21 protein-coding genes and 2 pseudogenes are annotated in these 23,902 nt (G+C 40.1%); 13 read left to right on the top strand and 10 right to left on the bottom strand.

Annotated features, from left to right (window positions below):
* The first annotated feature begins 49 nt into the window (after positions 1-49).
* Positions 50-751, top strand: coding sequence for a hypothetical protein (locus HYG93_RS05900; RefSeq protein WP_178962056.1), 702 nt, complete (start codon positions 50-52; stop codon positions 749-751).
* A gap of 136 nt (positions 752-887) precedes the next feature.
* On the opposite strand, the gene HYG93_RS05895 is transcribed toward HYG93_RS05900, so the two are convergent.
* The gene (locus tag HYG93_RS05895; RefSeq protein WP_178962055.1) at positions 888-1,256 is read right to left on the bottom strand and encodes an endonuclease domain-containing protein; all 369 of its coding nucleotides are present in this window, start codon (positions 1,254-1,256) and stop codon (positions 888-890) included.
* A gap of 74 nt (positions 1,257-1,330) precedes the next feature.
* Between HYG93_RS05895 and HYG93_RS05890 the strand changes: the two genes are divergently transcribed.
* Positions 1,331-1,939, top strand: coding sequence for a hypothetical protein (locus HYG93_RS05890; protein WP_178962053.1), 609 nt, complete (start codon positions 1,331-1,333; stop codon positions 1,937-1,939).
* A gap of 41 nt (positions 1,940-1,980) precedes the next feature.
* On the opposite strand, the pseudogene HYG93_RS05885 reads toward HYG93_RS05890, so the two are convergent.
* The 3 genes and pseudogenes from HYG93_RS05885 to HYG93_RS05875 form a co-directional block, all read right to left on the bottom strand.
* Positions 1,981-2,097, bottom strand: a pseudogene (locus tag HYG93_RS05885) (DUF559 domain-containing protein); the annotation flags it as partial.
* A gap of 186 nt (positions 2,098-2,283) precedes the next feature.
* Entirely contained in the window at positions 2,284-3,327 is a 1,044-nt protein-coding gene (locus HYG93_RS05880) for a molecular chaperone DnaJ (protein ID WP_178962051.1), read from the bottom strand.
* 111 nt (positions 3,328-3,438) lie between these two features.
* Positions 3,439-5,109, bottom strand: a complete 1,671-nt coding sequence (locus HYG93_RS05875) for a sensor domain-containing diguanylate cyclase (RefSeq protein ID WP_178962049.1) — start codon at positions 5,107-5,109, stop codon at positions 3,439-3,441.
* A gap of 631 nt (positions 5,110-5,740) precedes the next feature.
* On the opposite strand from HYG93_RS05875, the gene HYG93_RS05870 reads away from it, so the two are divergent.
* The 4 genes from HYG93_RS05870 to HYG93_RS05855 all read left to right on the top strand — a co-directional run bounded on the left by HYG93_RS05870 (position 5,741) and on the right by HYG93_RS05855 (position 8,926).
* Entirely contained in the window at positions 5,741-6,691 is a 951-nt protein-coding gene (locus tag HYG93_RS05870; protein WP_106984474.1) for a transporter substrate-binding domain-containing protein, read from the top strand.
* Positions 6,692-6,759: 68 nt separating this feature from the next.
* Entirely contained in the window at positions 6,760-7,503 is a 744-nt protein-coding gene (locus HYG93_RS05865) for an amino acid ABC transporter permease (protein ID WP_106984473.1), read from the top strand.
* Positions 7,503-8,186 carry an ABC transporter permease subunit gene (locus tag HYG93_RS05860; protein WP_106984472.1) on the top strand — a complete coding sequence of 228 codons (684 nt, stop codon included), beginning with the start codon at positions 7,503-7,505 and terminating at the stop codon, positions 8,184-8,186. Before HYG93_RS05865 ends, HYG93_RS05860 begins: the two co-directional genes overlap by 1 nt.
* 14 nt (positions 8,187-8,200) lie before the next feature.
* Positions 8,201-8,926 carry an amino acid ABC transporter ATP-binding protein gene (locus tag HYG93_RS05855; protein WP_171356292.1) on the top strand — a complete coding sequence of 242 codons (726 nt, stop codon included), beginning with the start codon at positions 8,201-8,203 and terminating at the stop codon, positions 8,924-8,926.
* Positions 8,927-9,363: 437 nt separating this feature from the next.
* On the opposite strand, the gene HYG93_RS05850 is transcribed toward HYG93_RS05855, so the two are convergent.
* The gene (locus HYG93_RS05850; protein ID WP_004645384.1) at positions 9,364-10,110 is read right to left on the bottom strand and encodes an IS5-like element ISAba31 family transposase; all 747 of its coding nucleotides are present in this window, start codon (positions 10,108-10,110) and stop codon (positions 9,364-9,366) included.
* 175 nt (positions 10,111-10,285) lie between these two features.
* Here HYG93_RS05850 and HYG93_RS05845 point away from each other — a divergent pair, with 175 nt between their 5' ends.
* On the top strand, positions 10,286-11,473 hold the full coding sequence (locus HYG93_RS05845) for an ammonium transporter (RefSeq protein WP_120363806.1): 1,188 nt from the start codon (positions 10,286-10,288) through the stop codon (positions 11,471-11,473).
* A 201-nt stretch (positions 11,474-11,674) separates the two neighbouring features.
* On the opposite strand, the gene HYG93_RS05840 is transcribed toward HYG93_RS05845, so the two are convergent.
* Positions 11,675-12,382 (bottom strand): HAD family hydrolase, encoded by a 708-nt coding sequence (locus tag HYG93_RS05840; protein ID WP_121532741.1) that lies wholly within the window; start codon positions 12,380-12,382, stop codon positions 11,675-11,677.
* Between the two features lie 187 nt (positions 12,383-12,569).
* Between HYG93_RS05840 and HYG93_RS05835 the strand changes: the two genes are divergently transcribed.
* On the top strand, positions 12,570-13,277 hold the full coding sequence (locus HYG93_RS05835) for a phosphatase PAP2 family protein (RefSeq protein WP_178962047.1): 708 nt from the start codon (positions 12,570-12,572) through the stop codon (positions 13,275-13,277).
* A gap of 427 nt (positions 13,278-13,704) precedes the next feature.
* Here HYG93_RS05835 and HYG93_RS05830 read toward each other — a convergent pair whose 3' ends face one another.
* The 4 genes from HYG93_RS05830 to HYG93_RS05815 form a co-directional block, all read right to left on the bottom strand.
* Positions 13,705-15,042 carry a HAMP domain-containing sensor histidine kinase gene (locus HYG93_RS05830; protein WP_121532739.1) on the bottom strand — a complete coding sequence of 446 codons (1,338 nt, stop codon included), beginning with the start codon at positions 15,040-15,042 and terminating at the stop codon, positions 13,705-13,707.
* Positions 15,043-15,717, bottom strand: coding sequence for a response regulator transcription factor (locus HYG93_RS05825; protein WP_121532737.1), 675 nt, complete (start codon positions 15,715-15,717; stop codon positions 15,043-15,045).
* A 13-nt stretch (positions 15,718-15,730) separates the two neighbouring features.
* On the bottom strand, positions 15,731-17,392 hold the full coding sequence (locus HYG93_RS05820; protein ID WP_178962045.1) for a phosphoethanolamine transferase: 1,662 nt from the start codon (positions 17,390-17,392) through the stop codon (positions 15,731-15,733).
* Positions 17,393-17,575: 183 nt separating this feature from the next.
* Entirely contained in the window at positions 17,576-18,829 is a 1,254-nt protein-coding gene (locus HYG93_RS05815; RefSeq protein ID WP_256733390.1) for an MFS transporter, read from the bottom strand.
* A gap of 131 nt (positions 18,830-18,960) precedes the next feature.
* Between HYG93_RS05815 and HYG93_RS05810 the strand changes: the two genes are divergently transcribed.
* The 5 genes and pseudogenes from HYG93_RS05810 to putP form a co-directional block, all read left to right on the top strand.
* A complete protein-coding gene (locus HYG93_RS05810) occupies positions 18,961-19,587 on the top strand; it encodes a 1-acyl-sn-glycerol-3-phosphate acyltransferase (RefSeq protein WP_178962101.1) in 627 nt (208 codons plus the stop codon).
* 83 nt (positions 19,588-19,670) lie between these two features.
* Positions 19,671-20,588 (top strand): patatin-like phospholipase family protein, encoded by a 918-nt coding sequence (locus HYG93_RS05805; protein WP_178962043.1) that lies wholly within the window; start codon positions 19,671-19,673, stop codon positions 20,586-20,588.
* Positions 20,589-20,809: 221 nt separating this feature from the next.
* Positions 20,810-21,277, top strand: a complete 468-nt coding sequence (locus HYG93_RS05800) for an NfeD family protein (protein WP_106984462.1) — start codon at positions 20,810-20,812, stop codon at positions 21,275-21,277.
* A 15-nt stretch (positions 21,278-21,292) separates the two neighbouring features.
* Positions 21,293-22,147, top strand: a complete 855-nt coding sequence (locus HYG93_RS05795; protein ID WP_106984461.1) for an SPFH domain-containing protein — start codon at positions 21,293-21,295, stop codon at positions 22,145-22,147.
* 219 nt (positions 22,148-22,366) lie between these two features.
* Positions 22,367-23,791, top strand: a pseudogene (gene putP / locus HYG93_RS05790) (sodium/proline symporter PutP); the annotation flags it as partial.
* Positions 23,792-23,902 lie beyond the last annotated feature (111 nt).

Below are 23,902 nucleotides of genomic sequence, written 5' to 3'. Positions count from 1 at the left end.
CAAATTTGTAGTATAAAGGGCTGATTATTCAGCCCTTTATTACTTCTATATGCTTAAATTAGATAAGAAAAAATCTTCACAAATACTCTCAGACTGTCTATTCATCTATCTTCTCATTTTAGCCACTGGAATAGGTCTATTTATTATCGTAATTGAATGCTTTGGTGGTGCTACGACAGATATCCCATCAGTGTTAGCAAATGTGTTTGTTTGGAGTGCAACTCTGATGGCACCTTTCGTAGTTCTATTGTTAGCAAATGCTTGGAAAATTGAATATCAGAAGAATTTGATAAAAGACATTTCCATAGATTTGATAAAAAATTTAATACGCTGTAAACACACAGTTTTAGAAATGCAAAATTTTAATGATTTAGCAAAAAATAATCATATAGATCATGAATTTAATGAATCACTTACTCTTGAATTTGAAAAGAATCAAACCGAATATAATGAATTATGGCGAAACATAAATAAAGATTCAGAAATCTTCGCAACCATCATAAATCTAGAGAATCAACGCTTATTCAGTACTGAAGATAAACAAATTATCAATAGCTACTTTCAAGATGTAAGCAATCACTATCATGGAATTAATCAAGCAATTAATCAAAGAAACTTTAAGGACTTTATTCAGAGTGATGAATTTACCAACCAAACTCAAACTTTAATTACCAAAAGAAAATTATTTTTAGAAACCATGGATAATAAAATTGCTATTGTGAATTCACATATTAATTTAGACATGGATTAAATAACCCTCAACCTAGCCCTCTATCATAGGGAGAGGGAGCGTCATTTGGTCTTATATATGCGTCAGTTTAGTAATGGATATTCCCTCTTCTGAGTAAGTTTTAAAGTGCTGCTTTAAAACGAAGCGCAAGTGAGGGTTAGGGAGAGGCTTGCTTTAATGCAGAATATTTCTGCCATAAATCCTCTAACACTGTATCCGTCTGCCCCAACACATCATGATTCCAATAGCGTACAACAGTTAAACCTAAGGCCTCTAAAAACTTAGTTCGCTCAGCATCGTATTCAATCGCATCATCTAATCCATGCTGACTACCATCCAACTCAATCACTAAACCAATTTCATGGCAGTAAAAATCTACGATATAAGATTGGATCACATGCTGACGGCGAAATTTAAGGTTCATAAAACGCTTGGCACGGAGTAGTTGCCACATCAGGTTTTCAGCATCGGTGGAGTTCGATCTCAATTGACGAGAAAATTTGAGTAATTGCACATTTATCGACATTCTATTTTTCTATATTCTTTATTTTTATTAAACCAGTATAATCACACCCAAACTAAAACTTATAAAAAATCCACATGAAACAACAAAATAAAAAAAATCTTGCATGCATCATCATTTCAACATCGATACTTATTGCCTGCAAAGAGCAACCTCAACAAGAAATAGTGCAGAAAGCTGAAAAACAAGCAACTTCAGAACCTGTCACACAAGATACTGTAGTGATTCCACCAACCGTACAATCCACTATGTTAGTGAATAATCCAACGCCTTTCCCTCATGGCTATGAAGTTGATACCACACATTTAAAACAAGCAAAACTGATCGACTTTAATGGTGATGGCAAACTTGATGCCTTTCGAGTACTGAAAAACCCAAATAAATCGGGAAAGAAATATCTTTTTGAATTTCGTATAGCAGACAGTGCAAATGTTTACTGGTATGAAAATGAAAACCCTGAATATGATTTAGATGGTTTTGAAGTATTTGAAAAAGCTGAAAATGGTGAAAAATTTGTAGATATGTCGAAGCTTGATGATTCTGAGATCGTTGCTTATGAGGATGCACCAGAGAAAGCTCGCTTTATATTAAAAACGGACGGGATAACCGTTGGCTACCCCGAATCTTGTGGCACGTCATTATTTTATTTAGACAAGGATAAAATTCATCGTATGTACCTTGATTAATGACTGATTTCATTAAAACGAACAAAATCATGCCCAAAAATAAACTTAAGACTCATAAAACGCTTGGCACGTAGAAGTTGCCACATAAAGTTTTCAGCATCGGTGGCAGTGTGGCGCATGGATTTGGCGAATTTTAATAATGCAGGGTCAATTTTCATTTTTATTTCCCTCTCCCTAGCCCTCTCCCATAGGGAGAGGGAACATTCATTGTGAATCTAATTTTTATTATGAAATTTTAGCCCCACCAATATATCGAAATTTATAACTTAAATTTGATATGTAATGGATTTCCCCTCTCCTTCCAGGAGAGGGTTAGGGAGAGGTGCTTTTAACAGAGAAAAGCATCAAAGTACATTATGTCCCAACAACACTTCCAGCCCTTTCACCTTCTCCATATATTTCAGCCGTTCTTTTTCCCACTTCACTTGCTCTTTCAGCACTAAAACATCGCCATCAATCACCTTATACACATCTTTCACCTGCATATTTTTAGGCTTTGGTTTTTCAGTCCAGTGAAAACTATCCGTGATGTCATCTATCTGACTGGCTAAGCGTTGGCTTTGTGCTTCAAGCGCCATTTTATAAAACTTTAAATGTTCATCAGTTAAGGCTTTAGGGCTTTTACCTTTGTTCGTTTCAAGCTGTAATTGCAGCTTTAATAAATAAAATAAATCCTGTACTTCATGGGCTTGGTTCACCACTTGCAGCAACTCGGTTTTTTCCGCTTTTTTAGTTTCATCAGGTTCACGGTCTGGGTGAATCATGGCGGTGATTTTTAAATACACGGTTTTCAGGGATTGGTTCACTAACTTTTCAGCTTGCTCACGTTTTTGCGCTAGGCGTTTACGCTGATGCTCTTCTTTCTCACGTTGATATTGTTCGCTGTCCCACGCTTCATAAGATTCATATTCTTCTGTAGCTTCCTGTTCTATATCAACATGACTATTTGTGTTTAGCTGTTCTGCTTGAGCTGACTTGCCCTTTTTATTTGGCTTTTGATTATGTGCATGATGCTGCTGATAAAAAGCATCGACCTCTGCGATTTTTTCAAGTTCGGCACTATTTAAATAGTTGGATTTTTTCAGCTGCTTTGCCAGTTTCGCAAGCTTTGCATCGAGCTGTGCTAAATCTGCTTTAGCAAAGTCTTCTTGCTGTAGATGCTGCCAAAGTTGATTAAGCTGACGAAAGTACACCGCATGCAAATTACGATAGATCGGTACAAGTTTAAGCTGAATATAACTCTGAATTTCACTTTTGGCATTTTGCCAAAGTGCTAAATCTAGCTTTTGCTGTTCAATTTGCTCAATCAGTTTATTCAACTTTTTATGTAGCGGTGAAAGCGTCGCTGCGTTTTCAGGCAACAAACTGATTTTTAAATCGAAAGACATACTTAGGAGAAATGAACAAATAAATGTAAGGGCATTATAAAACAAATGGCACGACTATCCGAGTCGCTGAATGTGCTTTAACGCAAGGCAATGCCCTTGTTTTTTCGCGCACTATGCATCCGATACAACGCGATTACGGCCTTGTTTTTTTGCTTGGTACAAAGCTTGGTCAGCGCGACGGATCGCATCATTGCCATCTTGATCCGAAACCAATACAACACTCACACCAATACTGGCAGTAATTGGGTAGTCCTGAATAATATTTTCATTTTCAATGCTTTGACGAATTTTTTCAGCCAATAATACTGCACCATCTTGCTCAGTTGCTGGCAATAGCACAATAAACTCTTCGCCCCCAAAGCGCGCCACAAAGTCTGTCGAGCGTACAGCTGTTGCCACTAAGCTGGCTACACTTTGCAGTACATGATCCCCTAATTCGTGACTAAAGCTATCATTAACCTTTTTAAAGAAATCGACATCCATCAGCAGCACAGCATAGGCTTGTTGCTGACGCTGAAACTGACCAAACAAATAAGCCTGATAGTCATTAAATGCACGACGGTTATACAGACCCGTCAGGCCATCATGATTGGCTAATTTTTCCAATTCCAAATTGGCTTCTTTTAATGCCAGCGTACGCTCTTGCACTTTCTGCTCTAAAGTGGCGTTTGCCTCTTCCAATTGGTGTTTTTGAGTCAATAGCGTGGTGGTCATGCTATTTAAAGACTGAGACAGCCCTTGTATTTCACGAATGCTACTCTGTGCCTCAAAATGTACATCGTCTTGACCTTTTTCGACCGCATAAGCACTTTTTGCCAGATTTTCAATCGGGCGACTAAAACGGTTTGCTAAGCGGTAAGTCACCACCAGCATCAGCAAAGTCACTATCAAACCAATCAAGCCAATTTGTTTTTGCATGGCACGTACATCTGCCAATGCTGCAGATACAGGCTGACGCACAATTACATGCCAACCCATGCTCATTTGTGTGTTAGAGACCACAGGTACATCTGTGGTCACATAGTTCTGCCCTTCATGCCAGTCATCAATAAAATAAGGCTGTGCAGAAGTTTTTTGATTGGGGAGCTGAACTTGTCCAATACTCTTATAAGGATACAGAATTTCGCCTTTGCCATTAACAATAAAGACTTCAATCCCTTGCTGAGCAGCATCTTCTGGCAGTGCACTTTGTAGTACTTGGCTAGCCCAACTCCAATCCGCATGTGCCGCCAGCACACCACGAATTTTCTGAGTTTTGACATCATAAATGGGCGTGGCAAAGTCAATAAAACGCATTGGCTCATTCGGGTTAATAGCTTTGAGTTTCTTTGCCAATAAGATCGCTTCATGTACATCGCCCAAATATACGCGTTGTAAGCCTTCCTTAAACCAAGGTCGAGCAGAAACATCTGCCCCTTCAAGCATCTTATTTGCAGCGACTTCTACCACACCATCTACATTGGCAATGCCTAACCATGCATAATATTTATACGAACTTTTAACCTGATCCAACTTCACTTGCAGTTGTTCATTTTTAAAATCTGTGGCCATAAAAAATGGCGATTCGCTCAGTAGCACCATTTCCCGTTCACGTTCTGTCAGCGAATTTGCCAAGGTCGTACTGATGCTTTTGGCAACCAAATTCAAAGTTTGAGCACTGGCTTTGGTCATCTGCGCAGAGGCTTTGTGGCCAATATATAAGGTAATGGATAAACCCAATACAAATGCTAGGCCAGCAAATAAAACCAGCAGGCGGTTGCGGAAAGTATCTACATTCAGCATTCCCTACAGCTCCAGTACTCAAGTGATTGATTTAAGAATAACTATATAACAAAAAAAATTGCAACGTCTGCCCCCAAAGCTAACCTTCCATCATTTTTTCTACGCTCATTTCAGCACTCGGCCGAAATGAATCATCTCAATGTGCATGCTTGGGTATATAAGCAAAGCCATAGTGGTTTTTTATTGCTTATACTTTGGTCTATACCCATAAGCAAAAACATGATGCTAAAAAGTATATGCTGAACAAAATACATACAAAATCCAAATTATTTATGCCGTGCTTAATTTAAATAATGCATTGGCAGTAAAACCTGTTTTATCCGTAAAAACACCATAAACACAAGTACTTCAGCAAATAAAGATCACTTTAAAAAGCTAAGAATGGCATATTTTTTGCTCCACCTTTCTCATAAACCTAAATTTGAAATTATGTTAATTCCTAAAGAGTTACCGTTAACAATTCGGTAAAGAATTTTGCTTGAGCAAGCATTCAAATCTCGCTTAAGATGATTTTCAGTATGTTTTTCATACATAAAAGAAAAGCATTTTTGCATAACAAGGAATTTAGGATTTTAAAAGTTCCATCGAAAATGACAGCAAACAATGCAGCACAATAAAAGGAGTTTTGCTCATGACACAAAAACGTACACTGACTGCGCTTTTTTGCGCCAGTTCTCTAATGCTCGGTTTAACTGCTTGTGGTAACAATAAAGCACCATCCGCAGAACAAGGTGCAAGTACAGATTCAGCAGCTTCCTCAAATTCGGGTACGCTGGATAAAATCAAAAAGTCAGGCACCATTGTGCTGGGCTACCGCGACTCATCTATTCCATTTTCTTATATTGCAGACAATCCAAACCAACCCGTAGGTTATGCACATGATCTACAACTCAAAGTGGTTGAAGCGCTAAAAAAACAGCTGAACATGCCAGATTTGAAAGTTCGCTATAACCTTGTGACCAGCCAAAACCGTATTCCATTGGTATCTAACGGTACTGTCGACTTAGAGTGTGGTTCAACCACCAACAATAAAGAACGCCAACAACAGGTCGACTTTTCTGTCGGATTCTTTGAAGTTGGCTCTCGCCTGCTCACCGCTAAAGATTCTGGGGTGAAAGACTTTGCAGACCTAAAAGGCAAAAAACTGGTAACTACAGCGGGTACAACTTCAGAGCGCTATATTCGCCAGCATGAAAAAGAGCTAGGCATTGGCGAAGTAATTTCAGCCAAAGATCATGCTGAATCATTCCTTATGCTACAAAATGGTCGTGCGGCGGCCTTTATGATGGATGATATTTTACTGGCAGGTGAAAAGTCGAAAGCCAAAGATCCAAACAAATGGGAAATTGTGGGTACACCACCAATTCATGAAGTTTATGGTTGTATGCTACGTAAAGGCGATACAAGCTTCAAACAAGTGGTCGATGGCGCAATTAAAGAGGTATATAGCTCTGGTGAAATCAACCAAATGTATAAGAAATGGTTCCTTTCTCCAATTCCACCAAAAAATATTAATTTGAACTTTGAGATGTCTGAACAGCTGAAACAGCTGATTAGCAACCCGCATGACCGTGATGCTTAACCCTTAACCGCCATACATGCCTTTGCGTCAGCCGACTAACTTTGGCTGACGCCGTAAAAGGAGTCACTATGAATTATAGTTGGAATTGGGGCGTATTGTTCCAATCCACGGGCATTGGCGATACCACTTACCTGAACTGGGTCTTCACAGGCTTAGGCTGGCTACTGGTGATTGCTGCTGTCGCGTGGAGCATTGCGATGGTACTGGGTAGCATTTTAGGCATTATGCGCACTCTCCCTAGTCCATTAGCACGTTCAATCGGCACTGCCTATGTCACCATTTTCCGTAATATTCCATTGCTGGTTCAATTGTTTATCTGGTTTTATGTCGTGCCAAACTTCTTACCAGAAGGCATTCGAAACTGGTGGATTAATGACTTAGGTGCCAATACCACAGCACTAATTTCTGCAAGTATTGGGCTTGGCTTATTTACCGCAGCCCGTGTGTGTGAACAAGTACGCACAGGTATTGAAGCGGTGCCCAAAGGTCAGACCAATGCGGGTTATGCCATGGGCTTTAGTACGGCGCAATTATACCGCTACGTGATTTTGCCACAGTCATTTCGTACCATTTTGCCCCCGCTGAGTTCTGAATTGACCAACTGCGTTAAAAATACCTCTGTTGCATCTTTAGTGGGTGTTGCAGAAATTATCTCGCAGATGAAAACCATCAGTGAATACACGCAAAATACGATTGAAATATACACCTACGTTACCATTGCATTTATTTTGATTAATATCTGCCTGATTGGATTTATGAACTTTCTGGAAAAACGCTTGCGTGTTCCAGGTTTAATCGCAGGAGATAAATAATGGAATGGCTCACTGCATTTACACAAGATTTACAACAGTCTTGGCCTGCGCTTTGGCATGGGCTCAGCATTACCTTAAAAGTAGTGGTTAGTGCAGCCATTGGTGGGGTTATCATTGGCACCCTACTTGCACTCATGCGACTGTCTTCCATTAAAGCATTCAATTGGTTTGCTAAAGGCTACGTCAATTTATTCCGCTCCATTCCACTCCTGCTGGTACTTATGTGGTTTTATTTTGCTGTCCCGTTTATTTATACTGGGATCACAGGTAATTACCTCACCATTGATACAGCGCTGGTATCGAGCATTGTGGCCTTCATGCTGTTTGAAGCAGCTTATTTTTCGGAAATTGTCCGTGCTGGCATTCAGTCTATTCCTAAAGGTCAGACATCTGCTGCTTATGCACTGGGCATGACTTACCCGCAAACTATGCGATTGATTATTTTGCCGCAAGCCTTCCGTAAAATGACGCCCCTCCTGTTGCAACAGACCATTATTTTGTTTCAAGACTCCACCATGGTGTATGCCATTGGACTATTAGACTTTTTCCGCACCAACTACGTCCGTGGTGACCTCATGTCGTTACTGACCCAATACATTCTATTCGCTGGCTTGGTGTACTTCACCATCAGCATGCTTGCAACCTATGCAGTGAAAAAATTACAACGGAGGTTAACTGTATGAGTGAACAAAAAGTAATGATTGACCTCCAAAATGTCAGTAAATGGTATAAAGAATTTCAAGTACTAACCGATTGCACCACGCAAATTAAACAAGGTGAAGTGGTGGTGGTCTGTGGCCCTTCAGGTTCTGGCAAATCCACCCTGATTAAAACCGTCAACGGGCTTGAACCTTTTCAGCAAGGTGAAATTTCTGTCGATGGGATTGGTATTCATGACCCCAAAACCGACTTAAGTAAACTACGTAGCCGTGTCGGGATGGTGTTTCAGCATTTTGAGTTGTTTCCACATTTATCCATTACAGAAAACCTCACCATTGCTCAAGTCAAGGTGCTAGGGCGCTCTGAAGAAGAAGCAAAAAAGAAAGGCCTTGCCTATTTAGAGCGTGTTGGCCTGAGTGCACATGCAGAAAAATTTCCAGCACAACTCTCTGGTGGTCAGCAACAACGTGTTGCGATTGCCCGCGCACTCAGCATGGACCCAATTGCCATGCTCTTTGATGAGCCTACCTCTGCACTCGATCCTGAAATGATTAATGAAGTACTAGATGTGATGGTCGGTTTAGCCAAGGAAGGCATGACCATGATGTGTGTCACACATGAAATGGGCTTTGCCCGCCAAGTTGCAGACCGCATTATTTTTATGGATCAGGGGAAAATTGTGGAAGATTGCAGTAAAGATGAATTCTTTAATGCACCAAGAGGTGAACGTGCACAGCAATTCTTAAACAAAATTTTGCACTAATTTTAAACATTCCATTCATCTGCAGAGCTTTAACACTAAGCCACGGCAGTCAGATAATTTCTGACTGTCGTGCTATTTTAAACCTCAGACTTTAGAGTGTTTTTTAATGATTACTTAAAAATGAACCACATGATCATTTCATTAACGCTTCTTTTTAATCTAAGCTCAATTAAAACTTAAACTCAACCTACTGAGATAAAAACTACAGATTTTCTATAGAACTTGCCCTGTGCCAAACATGCACTATTGCAATTCATTTAAATAGAAATACATTAAAATTATATATAAGCCATTCATATTTATTGTATTAATCTGACTTTAAAATCATTTAAAATTGCACCAACATAGTGCATATTGTGTTAATTTGCTTTATATCGAGTCTTGTAAGTTTTTGAAATTTATTAGGGTCTGTTGACATTTACTGTTCATAATTAACCCTATAAAGGTAGCCATAAAAATATACAGGCTAAAGCAACAGAACTTTGATAATTTCTTTTGAGCTTGTCATATCGAGTAGCTATTCCTCTAAATTGCTTTAATCTACAAAACATATTTTCAACTAAATGCCTGATTTTATATAAATACCAGTCCATATGGTCATTGTTCGATTGGCTATTTGTTTTCTTTGGTATATTCGCTTTAGTCCCTGTTTTCCTGATCTGTTCACGCAGTGGTTCTGAATCATAGCCTTTATCTGCACATACCACTTTTGTCTCTTTTAAATCTAATGTTGATATTAAATCAGGTGCAACTTTAACATCATGTGTGGTTCCATCGGTAATCATGAAATCAATAGGATTGCCATGTGCATCAACAATCAAATGTATTTTTGAGGAGTTTCCTCCTACACTTTTAGAAATAGATTGATTCGCTATGCCAGCAGAATGTTGATGAGCACGTACATGAGAGCCATCAATAAAAATCCACTCCATATCGGGGCATGAGGCTAGTAATTTGAATAATCTAAGTAACTTACCGCTGCTTGACCAACGATTAAAACGTTTGAAAATAGAGTTTGAATGACCAAAACAACAAGGAATATCTCGCCACGGACAGCCTGTTCTAATTCTATAGAGAATAGCTTCAATAAAATTGCGTAAATTTGAGTTGTGGTGAATGGATAAATTACGCAGAATAACTTTCAACTTTTGCCAGTGTTGATCTGTCAGCATGGTACGAGGCATAGCGAATAGTAAAATTGGGTTCGGCGATTTGATTTTACTACTTCGCTATTTTTTTAAGCTAAAAGTGTCAACACACCCTAATCAAAATTTCCCTTGCTTACCCCCTGTTCCAAAAATACTACCTCGCTATACTGAACTTCTTTTTGTGACATACCGCACTATATTGGAGCACTACATGCAAAATATAGATTTATTATTTCTCCTCCTTGGTGCTGTTTTAGTGCTTGCAATGCATGCAGGCTTTGCTTTTTTAGAACTCGGAACTGTTCGCCATAAAAACCAAGTAAATGCTTTAAGTAAAATTCTCTCTGACTTTGCAATTTCAGCCATTGCATACTTTTTTGTCGGTTATTACATCGCTTATGGTCAGCATTTTTTCCATACTGGAACAACCTTAGCTGCTGATCACGGCTATAACCTCATGCGCTGCTTCTTTCTCCTCACCTTTGCAGCTGCAATTCCAGCGATTGTTTCAGGTGGAATAGCCGAGCGTGCGAAAATGCGCTCTCAAGCCATTGCAACGCTTATTTTAGTGGCCTTGGTCTATCCATTTTTTGAAGGTATTGCATGGAATGGCAATCTAGGTATTCAAGCATGGTTAGCTCAAACTTTTGGCGCAGGCTTTCATGACTTTGCAGGTTCTGTCGTGGTGCATGCAATGGGTGGCTGGATTGCTTTTGCTGCGGTTATTTTACTTGGGCCTCGTTATGGTCGTTATAAAAAAGATGGCCGTATCAGTGCACACCCACCATCTTCAATTCCATTTTTAGCGCTGGGTTCTTGGATTTTAATTGTCGGTTGGTTTGGTTTTAACGTAATGAGTGCTCAACGTTTAGATGCCATTTCAGGTCTCGTTGCGATTAACTCACTCATGGCAATGGTTGGCGGTACATTTGCAGCCCATTTGGTTGGCGACAATGACCCAGGCTTCTTACACAATGGCCCATTGGCAGGTTTGGTGGCCATCTGTGCAGGCTCAGATATTGTTCACCCTGTTGGTGCACTGTTTATTGGTATGGTGGCTGGAGTGATTTTTGTTAAATTATTTACCTACACACAAAACAAACTAAAAATTGACGATGTATTGGGTGTTTGGCCATTACATGGTGTATGCGGTGCCTTTGGTGGTCTTGCTGTCGGTTTATTTGGGCAAAAATGGCTAGGTGGCCTCGGTGGCGTATCCATGCTTTCACAAGTCTTTGGCACAGTCTTTGCTGTTATTATTGCCTTGGCTGGTGGTTTCTGTGTATACGGCGCACTTAAAGCAATTATGGGCATCCGTCTAAGCCAAGAAGAAGAATTCCGCGGTGCCGATCTATCGATTCACCGTATTACCGCAAACTCAGAAGATAATATGTTCTAAGTCAACACAGCTTCGGAGAATCATTTAACCTTCAATTGGATAATCCATGACTCTTTAGGATTATCCAATTTTTTTATCTCATCATTGTTCGCATTTTTAACTTTGCAACACAGCGTCGCATGCATCATGCTTATAAAAATAGCTGTGTAAATTGCTATTTAAATCACTATTCCAATGACTGTTTAAAAAGTGTGGGCCATATTAAGCCAAAAAAAAGGGCTCTAAATATTGCCAGACCTGTGCCAAGTTTTGAATGCGTCGCTCAGTCGCGACTCTGTTCACATCATCATGAAAGCCTTCTAATAAAACGGCATGCATGCCCGCTTGTTCTGCCCCAAAAACATCATTGATGGGATGATCACCTACAAATAAACATTGCCTTGCATCTAAGCCCAATTGCTCACGGGTGTAGTTAAAAATCTGTATATTGGGTTTTGCTACACCTGCCAATTCTGAACTTACAATCACATCAAAATACGCTTCAAAGCTAAGGCCTTTTAAAATATTTAAACGGGTTGTATGGCCTCCATTTGACACCACAGCCAATTGAAAGCCTTGCGCTTTAAGTTGACTTAATAGTTCGTGTGCCCCGGGCATCGCAACAGCATGTGCACCAAAAAAACGGAACCAGCATTGTGTCAATTCATCAAAATCAACTGGCTGGTGCCAAATTAATTGTTGTTGCAGTGCATAGGCCACCGAAGCACCAATACTTGCATGGGTTAAATCAGCTGCAATCGGATAACCGCCCCGATCAATTGAATTAATAATGCGCTTGATCTGTACAAGGTCTGGGGCAATTAAATGATGGACATAATGCTGCGCTAAAAACTGACTATAGGCCTCGATGCTTAAATCACGATGCGTTAAGGTATTGTCTAAGTCAAAGATCACGGCGCGAATGGACATGGCAAACTGGCCTACACGAACAAATGAGAGAATAGGCAATGTAGCACAGACCATTAAAGGCGTTTTGCTGGTTCTATGCTAAGCATTGCAAGACGTTGACTAAAGATCCGACTAAAATATCCATCTTTAAGTTTTAGTTAAGCTGTTTTTGCCTTAATAGCTCAAAAGGAAAACTATTTAGCTAAGTATGCAAAATCATCCCAAATTCATTCTCTTTCATATTGGAATCTTATTGATCAGTTTCGGTTTACTACAAACTGTGATTCCTGTGGGCGGAGATCTTGATTTAAGCTTGATTCATCCTTGGATTAGTGAGTCTGGACAGTTTTTATTAAGAGACAATTGGTACTTAGCTAAATTAAATCACAAGTACATTAAAGACATTTTAATTGTCGTTTATGTTTTCATATTTTTTGCTTGGATTGCATCGTTTAAAGTTGAACGTTTAAAACCTCGCCGCACAGAACTAGGTTACTTATTTTGGGTCTCTATGCTCTGCACCATTGTAGTAAGCATCTTAAAGTCTCAATCCAGTCATGCCTGCCCTTGGTCTATGACTATTCCAGATACAGATGGTTTCTTTTGGGACTTTTCTGCAATGTCTGGTCATTGCTTCCCCGGTGGTCATGCCTCACTCGGTTTTTCATTTATAACGGGTTATTTCCTTTATCATATTTCACAGCCTAAACGTGCTTATTTTTATTTGCTTGCAGGGCTCGTTTTAGGCCTTAGCATGGGCTGGGCGCAAATGATGCGCGGTGCACACTTCATGAGTCATAACTTATGGACTTTATGGATCTGCTATTGTACCAATATGCTGTGTTACGTCATTTTCTATCTATGCAAAAAGCAATCCGTGTTCTTAGAACCTCATAACACGCAATCGGTGCTTTAATCACCACCAGAGCTTAAATGGTCTCTACGATTTAAATTTTTCAGTTCTACACATACCTGTACGAACATCCCCGCTCTTTTACACAATACTTCAGACTAAAAATGCCTTAGGGCATCAACATTTGTCATCTATTAGCGTTTACTCAACATCCTACATCTACTCGTTTTTTCTCATATTTGACATGGCTAATTTATGAATAAGATATACGGCTCATTCAATATCCTTGTATTTAACTTTGTCCAATTGGTTGAAATACACTTTATCGTTTACGTTGAGTACAGAACGGATGATACAGCGCAAAAAAAAGCCCATGCAATATTGCATAGGCTTTTGTAAATGTTTCATTTAAACAAGATGAATCTCTAAAAATATTACATCCTCAAACAAAAAGAACACCGCACAGATTCAAGCGCGGTGAAGTTAATTTTTATGCTTTTGGCGATAGTGGCAATTCAATACTGACCTTCAACCCGCCCAAGCTTTCACTTGTACCAAAGCTCAGTTGTCCATGAATCCGTTGCACGGCTTTATCTACAATGGATAGCCCTAAACCACTACCCACCTCTTGATGATGATGCACTCGATAAAATCGCTTTAAAATATGTTCATGTAATTGAGGGTCAATCCCAGGTCCACTGTCCTCTACCACAATCATGGCATGATCGTCTTTTGGATAGACCGAAACATTAATCACGCCATTATTGGGCGTATATTTAATGGCATTATCAATCAGGTTATAAATAATGGAATGCACAGCAGACTCTTGGCTATGCAGTTTCAATGCTTCACTCTGCTCCATACCTAAGTCCAGATTTTTTTGCATCGCCAAGTGAATAAGTTGCTCTACACAATTGACTGCTGTCGTTGAAACATCAAAATCCTGTAAACGTTCAAGGTCTTCAATGGAGGCATCTTGTTTGGCTAAATTTAATAACTGCGTCACTAAATGCTGAATACGAACTAATCCTAAGTTTAAGCGTTGTAAATCCGCATGTTCTGGAAACTCTTGTAATAACACCTGCATTTGTAAACTCAATGCAGTAATCGGAGTCCTAAGCTCATGCGCCGCATCTGCAATAAACTGGCGTTGCTCTTGCTGAGACAAACTAATACGCTCGAACAGATGGTTCATTTCTTCAATGGTTGGAATAATTTCAACAGGATAATCTCTTGCCAAAATTGGCTGTAAATCTTTGGAGTTACGCTGTGCCAACTCTGCTTTAAAGTCATCTAAAGGCTGTAAAATTCGACTAATCATCCAACTCAAACCCCAAATCACAAAAGGCATGAGCACCAAATACGGAATCAGCATACTGCCAGCCAATTCTAAAGCGAGATCTTGGCGGACTGATTGTTGCTGACTGACCTGAATTTGATAGTCTTTTTGAGGCAATACATAGGTATACCAAACATCGTCGGCATTCTTGTGGCGATAAAAACCAGCCTTCGGTACCGAATGCACCAAAATATCACTATGTTGTTGATTTTTTGTGCGATCCTTATAAGACCACACATCAACAAATAGATCTTGCTCAGCATAACGCTGTGTTGGCTCAAAATCATTTCTGGTTGGCTCTAAACCGTGCCGAACCACTCGCTCCGCCAAATTTTTCATTTGTTGATCTAAAATTTCATTGGTTTCTTCCAAAGAAATTTTATAAGCCGACATCATCAACACACAGCCTACAATAAGACTGAAAAAAGACATGTAAAGAATCAGTTTAGTCTTTAGTGAATTTGCAAAACTGTGTGTGCTGAACGCCATTTAGAGTTGTCCTAAGCGATAACCCAAACCACGAATGGTACGAATAAAATCTTTGCCCAATTTATTTCTTAAGTGATGTACATATACTTCAATGGTATTACTGCTGATTTCACTATCAAAATCATACAGTTTGTCTTCTAAATTGGTTTTAGAAAAAATCTTATTCGGATGTGTCACCAGTGGAATTAAAATGGCCCACTCACGATTTGACAGATCAATATACTGACCTTTGTATTTAGCCAAATGCTGTTCGACATCGAGCACCAACTCACCATAGGTTAAAATGTGTTGCTGATTGACCTGTTGCTCTTTTCCACTACGGCGTAGCAGTGCATGAATACGGGCAATCAGTTCATCAAACTCATAAGGTTTAATTAAATAATCATCTGCCCCCTGATTTAAACCATCAACACGTTGTTGTAATTGATCACGTGCAGAAATAATCAGGACTGGTAAATTCGGCTGAATTTGACGAATCTGCTTAAGCACTTGCATACCATCCATCAAAGGCAAACCTAAATCTAGCAATACAGCATCAAATTCACTTTGCTGTAAGAGTTTTAAACCATCAATTCCGTTATTTACCCACTCTACTTCAAAGCCCTGATACTTCAATAAAGTCTGAGTAGACTCAGCAATCATAAAGTCGTCTTCAATGATTAAAATTTTTGTCATGGCATCAACTCACTTAAGCAGCAGGCTTACAATTTTGTAGCATATCATTTTTTGCATCAATCACTTGAGTTTGTACACCCAATATACTCAAGAGACTTGGGAATAAATTATCTTGACTCAACACTTTGGATTTTTGTTGGCTTAAACAGCTTACATTGGCCGCTTGATGGGCTTTCCATTCTGCTGAAAACCACATAATCATCGGAACATGCGTCTGTTGTGATGGAGCCATCGCATACGGTGCACCATGTAAGTACATTCCATATTCTCCAGTTGATTCACCATGATCCGATAAATACCAGAAACCTGTTTGATACTTGCTATTGGCTTTTAATGACTGAATCACTTCACTCAAGATATGATCTGTATAAACAATACTATTATCATAACTATTGATTAAAGCGTCTTGTGTACAACCCTGAATGGCATTGGTATCACAAGTGGGTTTAAATTTTTGAAATTCTGGCGTTGCACGGGCGTAGTATGCAGGCCCATGACTGCCGACTTGGTGTAATACAATCAAGCGTGGTGTTTGATCATCCGCTGGAATTTTTTCGATATATTGCTTCAACGCATCTACTAAAATTTGGTCATAACATTCACCTTCTGGCGTACACCATTTTTTCTTCAATTCTGGCGAAATCTCAACTTGCTCAACACGGGTACACGTCCCTTTACAACCTGAGTTGTTATCAATCCATGTCACTTTATATCCAGCACGCTGTGCAATATCCAATAAGCCTTCACGGTGGTTTGCTAAGTTTTCATCATAGTCACTACGTGGCATACCAGAAAACATACACGGTACTGAAACTGCAGTTGCCGTACCACATGAACTTACCTGACTAAAGTTAATTACATCTAATTTAGACAGCTCAGGGTTAGTATTTTTTGCATAACCATTTAAAGAAAAACTCTCAGCACGTGCTGTTTCGCCCACCACCAATACCATTAGTTTTGGCTTTTTGCCTTGCGCAGTTTTCTCTACCAAATGCGCATCTTCACCATATTTCACCAAAGGCAAATTTTCTTTTGGCGCTTGATGATGAAAATATGAAAAACCTGCAGCGATGGCATTTTGTGGCGAGATCATGCCTTTTAAATCGCGGTGTTGACGGAAAATCGCCGCATAATCTACATAGAATACAAACAGCATTGCAGCCAGCGCTGCAAAGGATGCAATAAGATGCACGCCTTTTTTGATCAATACTTTAGATTTGGTTTCAACTTTAAGTGGAATACAGGCCGCAACCAACATTGGTAAGGCCACCATAAAAAGGCTCCAGAACAACAAGCGTATAGACATTAAGCCTTTCACTTCTTGTGGATCCGTCTGCATGGCATTTTGAATCTGATCTGGCGAAATCACAACACCCAAACTGCACACAAAGTAAGCACTAAAACCACCAATAAATAGTAAAATTAATGCAACCACCTTTGCAGTCCAACGCCACTGCAAAAGTTGCAATAAGATGTTATACAGTGCTGTCACCACCAATACAGATGCGATCAAAAATAGCCACGACTTCATCCCTTGATACGGCGTAAGTTGATGCAATTTTTGATAAAACCCAATATTGAGGGCGAAGGCCAACCAAACACTCACTAATAAGTTAAAGCGTGAAACTGGCATTGTCGTGAATGTTTGCCATTTTCTTTTCAGTGATTCAAACATGCAAAATTTCTTCAAATATTTTACGAATGAAGCTAAATTAATCGCGCAAACTTAATCGATACTTAACAAGCTTAATTTATTCTTAAATCCATTATTTAAATTATGTTTTCAATAAGTTAAAAATAATTATCATTCAAACAACTGCTTTTCAAACTACAGTTTTAACGCTGAATTCAGCTCAGTTTAAGCAATATTTTTTTGACTTTCTTTATGCCAAATTAACATCGGAATAATACTCAATAATGCAACAACACAAATCATGCTTAAATACAGTGCATACCCCAATTGATCTGCAATGATGCCACTGACAATATATAAACCACCGCTGACCGTCGCCATGACACTCACCTGAAAAGTAAAATCGGTTCCCGCCATACGTTTACGACTATATTGCACCACTAAAGTCAGCATGACCACCAACAACATCGATGCAAGCATGTCTTCTACAGCATTAATGGTATAAATGAGCCACGGATGAACCAGCACCTGATTTTGGTACTGCCACGCCAGCCATGCATAAGCACCCAAGCTGAAAACCTTGAGCACGGAAAACAGCCATAAAGCTTGAAAGCGTCCAATATATTTCAGGAGATAACCTGCCAATCCAGCTCCCAACAACGCGGCCAACGCCCCCAGCATGGTGACATAAATGCCAATTTGACTATAACTTAAGCCCAAATCCACCATCAGTGGTTTTAGCAAGGGCCCCGCCAAGCCATCCGCAATTTTAAAACTCAGTAGCACCATCAACCACCACCACATATGTGACTGACCTACAAAATAAGTTAAATAATCACGTACAGACTGCCAGTGAAAAGCTTGCTGAGTGGATGGTGTGGTAACCTGACGTACAGGCTCTTTAAAAAAAAGAATAGGTAAACTATTGAAAAAAACCAATACAGCCAAGGCTAAAAAGGTGCTTTGCCAATCTAACCAATCTAAAGCCCATAGTATGGCTCCCCCCCCTATAATAAAGCCCAAACGCGACCCAACCACTTGAAACATGTTGCCCCAATGTTGTTGTTCTGATTTGAGTAAACTCACGGCTAAGCCATCTGTTGCAACATCTTGCGTAGCACCCACCATATTCATGCTCAGAAGAGCAACAAAGAGCGCCATGAGGTATAAAGGCTGATCCAAGGCCTGTATAGGCATAAAAGACAACAGGATTAAAATTGCAATGCTCATGCCCTGCAAGGGTAAAATCCATGAGCGATAATGCCCATGTTTATGATGTCCAATTCGATCAATCCAAGGTGCCCAAAATACTTTAATTGACCAAGGCAACATTAATAGGCCAAAACCACCAATATGTGCCAAAGACACACCCTGCGCACGTAAAATCACAGGCAATGCATGGGTCATAAAACCGACAGGTAAACCTTGCGCCCAATATAGAGAAAATAACAACACATAAATGTTCCGCATTTGCAGCATTGCATTTCCCCATTATTCAATTGGTTAAGCTAACTCTTTTATATGCAATGGAACTGCTCATTTTTGCCAATGCAGTTCTTATTTACAGCGCCTATATTAACCTTATCGCCAAGTAAAAGTGCATGACTTCTATGACACAAGACTTTCCTCATTTACCTAATTCTGTGCCCTCACGTGGCACTGCATGGAGTCAATCTGTCTTTAAGCGTTTATTTTTGGCACAAGGCTGGCGCTTTACTAGAGAATTCCCAAACTTCCCCAAAGCCATGGCGATTGTTTCTCCACATACGTCAAATCTTGATGCATGGTATGCCTTTCTCGCTTTACTTGGCTTAGGCATTCGAGTCACAGTGTTTGGTAAAAATACTTTATTTAAGACCCCTCTGAAGCCTATTTTAGATTGGATTGGTGTAATTCCAGTAGAACGCCAACACGCCAGTGGGCTAACTCAACAAATTGTTGAGATCATCCAAGCACAAGAAAAAATTTGGATTGCCATGGCACCCGAAGGCACAAGAAAGCGTGCTGAAAAAATTCGTAGTGGCTTTTATTACATCGCACATGAAGCCCAGATCCCTATTGTGATGTTTGCATTCGATTATGAAAACAAAGCCATCCGATGCTTAAGCGCCTATCACACAACAGGCAATTTCGAACAGGATTTAGCTGAAATTCTACAGTGCTATGAAGGCCATTTTTCACCTAAAAACCCCGACTGGCTAGCCAAGCCGTTACAAAAGCACTGGAAAAAGCCCTAGCAAATTGTTGTATTTTTTGATGAGATATCATACAGCTCAATACTGATGCGACTTTGCTAAACTTTTCTTGATTGTTCCAGATAATGAAACTACTAAAATATTCTTTGCTGAGCGTTTTAGCGCTCAGTTTTGCTGGCTGTGACAAAGCCACACAAACACCCGTTCAAACAACACCCCTCAAAGCACGTGAACCCGTTATTGCTGTTGCTTTAGGTGGCGGTGGTGCAAAAGGTTTTGCACATATTGGGGTACTCAAAGTACTTGAATCTCATGGCATTAAACCCAAAATTGTAACCGGTACCAGTGCAGGTAGCTTCGTAGGCAGCCTGTATGCCAGTGGTAAAAGCCCCTATCAATTACAACAAATTGCACTTGGTTTTAAAGAGTCTGATATTCGAGACTTAACGCTCAACCGCCAAGGCTTTTTATTGGGACAAAAGCTACAAGACTACGTAAACAAAAATGTAGCCAATAAACCGATTGAACAGTTTCCCATTCGCTTTGCTGCCGTTGCTACACGTTTAGATACAGGCCGTAAAGCGGAGTTTATTAAAGGCAATGCAGGTCAAGCAGTGCGTGCCTCATGTAGTATTCCCAATGTATTTGTACCCGCACTCATTGGTGGGCAAAAATATGTTGATGGTGGTTTAGTCAGTCCAATTCCAGTAAAAACAGCTCAAAATATGGGTGCAGACATCGTGATTGCTGTGGATATTTCAGCGCGCCCTGATGGCACGAAAGCCATGAATATGTTTGGCGTACTAGATCAAACCATTAATATTATGGGACAGCAAAGTATTAATGAAGAGCTTCAACAGGCCAACATTGTGATTCAGCCTAAAGTGGGCCACATTGGGACTTTAGATCTAAAAGCCAGTAATGAAACGATCTTGGAAGGCGAAAAAGCCACTCAATTAAAAATCCGAGCGATTCAAAAATTAGTGAGCGACTTTAAAGCATCTCCTGCTGCCTTTAAGCCTGTACCAGTGGCCAAAATCTAAGCACAAGCCCCATATACCATAGCACTGATTCAACCGATTTAGCGCTATGGTATGCTACTCTTATAAATATAAAACATAATAAATAGCTTACCCAAAATCGAGCAGTTGGCTTTTCTGTGCAAAAATACAAAATAAATTTTATTTATACTCAAAAACTTTTGCATCTGCTACATTGATATCAATACACACCCACGATCTTTGACAACGACACGAGTAGCGGTATGGAATTTATTTTAGAACCTTGGCACTGGTTTGTTTTAGGCTTTCTACTGATCATTTCAGAATTAATCCTTCCAGCTTTCGCCGCCCTCTGGTTTGGTATTGGCGCAATCATGGTGGGTATTTTATATTTTCTGTTTCCAATGTTGAGCACAACAACTCAACTCGTGACTTGGATCATTCTCTCCATTCTTTGCACCATTGCATGGTTTAAATTCATTAAACCACTTTCAAAAGACAAAACCAAAGCCGGCCTTTCTCGTGAAGCAACCGTCGGTCAAGTTGGTATGGTCATTCAAACCAACCTAGAATTAGGACAAATCAAAGTTCGCTTTCCGATTCCCGTATTGGGCAATGCTGAATGGATATGCCGATCTCGCTCTGATGTACAAGTGGGTGACCGCGTGCGTGTCATTGACATTATGGGGAATGATTTGATCGTGCAAGCACACAGTTATAACGACAACTAACAAGAGAGTATTTGAATGAGCGGAGCTACTATTGTTGTTTTAGCCTTTTTGGCCTTTGTTGCCATTACGATTTTTAAAGGTGTCCGTATTGTCCCTCAAGGCTATAAATGGATCGTACAGCGTTTAGGTAAATACCATACCGTACTTGAACCTGGCCTTAACTTTGTCATTCCCTACATTGATGAAGTGGCTTATAAAGTCACCACCAAAGACATCGTATTAGATATTCCTTCTCAAGAAGTCATTACCCGAGACAACGCCGTATTGGTCATGAATGCCGTGGCTTATATTAATATTACAACACCAGTAAATGCGGTGTATGGTATTGAAAACTACTCTTGGGCAATCCAAAACCTCGTACAAACATCATTGCGTTCAATTGTTGGCGAAATGGATTTAGACGATGCCCTGTCTTCACGTGATCATATTAAAGCACGCCTAAAAGCCAGTATCTCTGATGACATCGCTGATTGGGGTATTACCCTTAAAACAGTTGAAATTCAAGATATTAAACCATCACACACCATGCAAGCTGCGATGGAAGAACAAGCAGCTGCCGAACGTCAACGTCGTGCGACAGTAACCAAAGCCGATGGTGAAAAACAAGCTGCTATTTTAGAAGCAGATGGTCGTTTAGAAGCATCACGCCGTGACGCAGAAGCGCAAGTTGTCTTGGCACAAGCATCGCAAAAAGCAATTGAATTGGTCACTTCAGCGGTAGGCGAAAAAGAAATTCCAGTGGCTTATTTATTGGGTGAACAATACGTTAAAGCAATGCAAGATATGGCAAAATCCAATAATGCCAAAACCGTGGTTTTACCTGCGGACGTCATGAGTACCATTCGTGGCATCATGGGTCGCGGCCAATAAAACTTTGAATATTTTTAATCCAATAGACAGCTTTCATGCTGTCTATTTTTATTTCTGACTATAAATTTCTGTATGTTTCGTTAATTTATGGTTAAATTTCACATTATTTTTGAAATTATTTATATGGGTTCATCACAAGCAACAGCTTTTTGACTTGTGAAATTACCTATTGTTATTTCATCCTCCCAAGCACTACGCAACTCAAAAAACGGATATCGTATGAGCTCCCTCGACCCCACCTTAATCACGTTTCTTTTTTATATTGTCGCCATGATTGCGATTGGCCTGATGGCTTATCGTGCGACCAGCAACTTCTCAGATTATATTTTAGGTGGCCGTCGTTTAGGCAGTTTTGTCACAGCGCTATCTGCGGGTGCATCAGACATGAGTGGTTGGTTACTCATGGGCCTACCCGGTGCTATCTATCTTTCTGGCCTATCTGAAATGTGGATTGCCATTGGCCTCATTATTGGTGCTTGGCTGAATTGGCTTTTAGTGGCTGGTCGCTTGCGTGTGCATACAGAAGTTCAAAACAATGCCCTCACCTTGCCAGATTACTTCTCTAATCGCTTTAATGACCAAAAGAAGATTTTGCGCATTGTTTCGGCCTTTGTCATTTTAATTTTTTTCGCTATTTACTGTGCTTCAGGCATGGTGGCAGGTGCTCGATTATTTGAAAGCATGTTTGGTATTTCTTATAGCACGGCCTTATGGATTAGCGCTGTTGCAACCATCAGTTATGTATTTATTGGTGGTTTCCTTGCGGTGAGCTGGACCGACACCATTCAAGCGGGGCTGATGATTTTTGCCCTCTTGCTCACGCCATTGGTTGTAATTTTATCATTCTCAGACTTGAGCCAAATTAGTATTGCACTGGATGCTGCACGCCCACATGCAACAGATGTCTTGGGTAATTTAAGTTTTGTTGCCATTATTTCATTATTGGCTTGGGGCTTAGGCTATTTTGGTCAACCGCATATTCTTGTCCGCTTCATGGCTGCCGACTCTGTAAAATCGATTCCAAATGCACGTCGTATTGGCATGACTTGGATGATTTTATGCCTAGGTGGTGCTGTTGCAGCAGGTTTCTTTGGTATTGCTTATTTCCAACAGCATCCTGAATTGGCTGCGGTGGTCAATGCCAACCCTGAAACAGTATTTATGGAACTCACTAAAATTCTGTTTAACCCTTGGGTTGCTGGTATTGTATTGGCAGCCATTTTAGCCGCTGTGATGAGTACTTTAAGTTGCCAGCTTTTAGTATGTTCAAGTACTCTGACTGAAGACTTTTATAAAGCCTTCCTGCGCAAAAATGCGTCTCAAAAAGAACTGGTTTGGGTAGGTCGCTTGATGGTATTGGCAATTGCCCTATTGGCTATATATATGGCAGGTAATCCTGAATCTAAAGTCTTAGGTTTAGTTGCATACGCTTGGGCAGGTTTTGGTGCAGCTTTCGGCCCGCTAATTATTTTGTCATTGTTCTGGAAACGCATGACCTTAAATGGCGCGCTTGCAGGCATGGTTGTGGGTGCTGTCATGGTCATTGTATGGAAAAATGTATGGGGTGATACAGGCCTATACGAAATTGTTCCAGGCTTCATTTGTTCATTAATCGCAATTGTTGTGGTGGAGACTGTAAATAAAACTGTGTAAACGCTTAGACTATCCCTCAACGCTGTTAGGGGCAACACAGGTGTTTACCATGAAAGATGAAGCAATGCTGGCATTAGCCAAAGAATTTGCCAAGAACTTAAA

Source organism: Acinetobacter sp. SwsAc6 (assembly GCF_013391565.1).
Lineage (GTDB): Bacteria > Pseudomonadota > Gammaproteobacteria > Pseudomonadales > Moraxellaceae > Acinetobacter > Acinetobacter cumulans.
The sequence above is the reverse complement of the archived record's forward strand: the minus strand, read 5'-3'. Positions and strand labels throughout refer to the sequence as shown.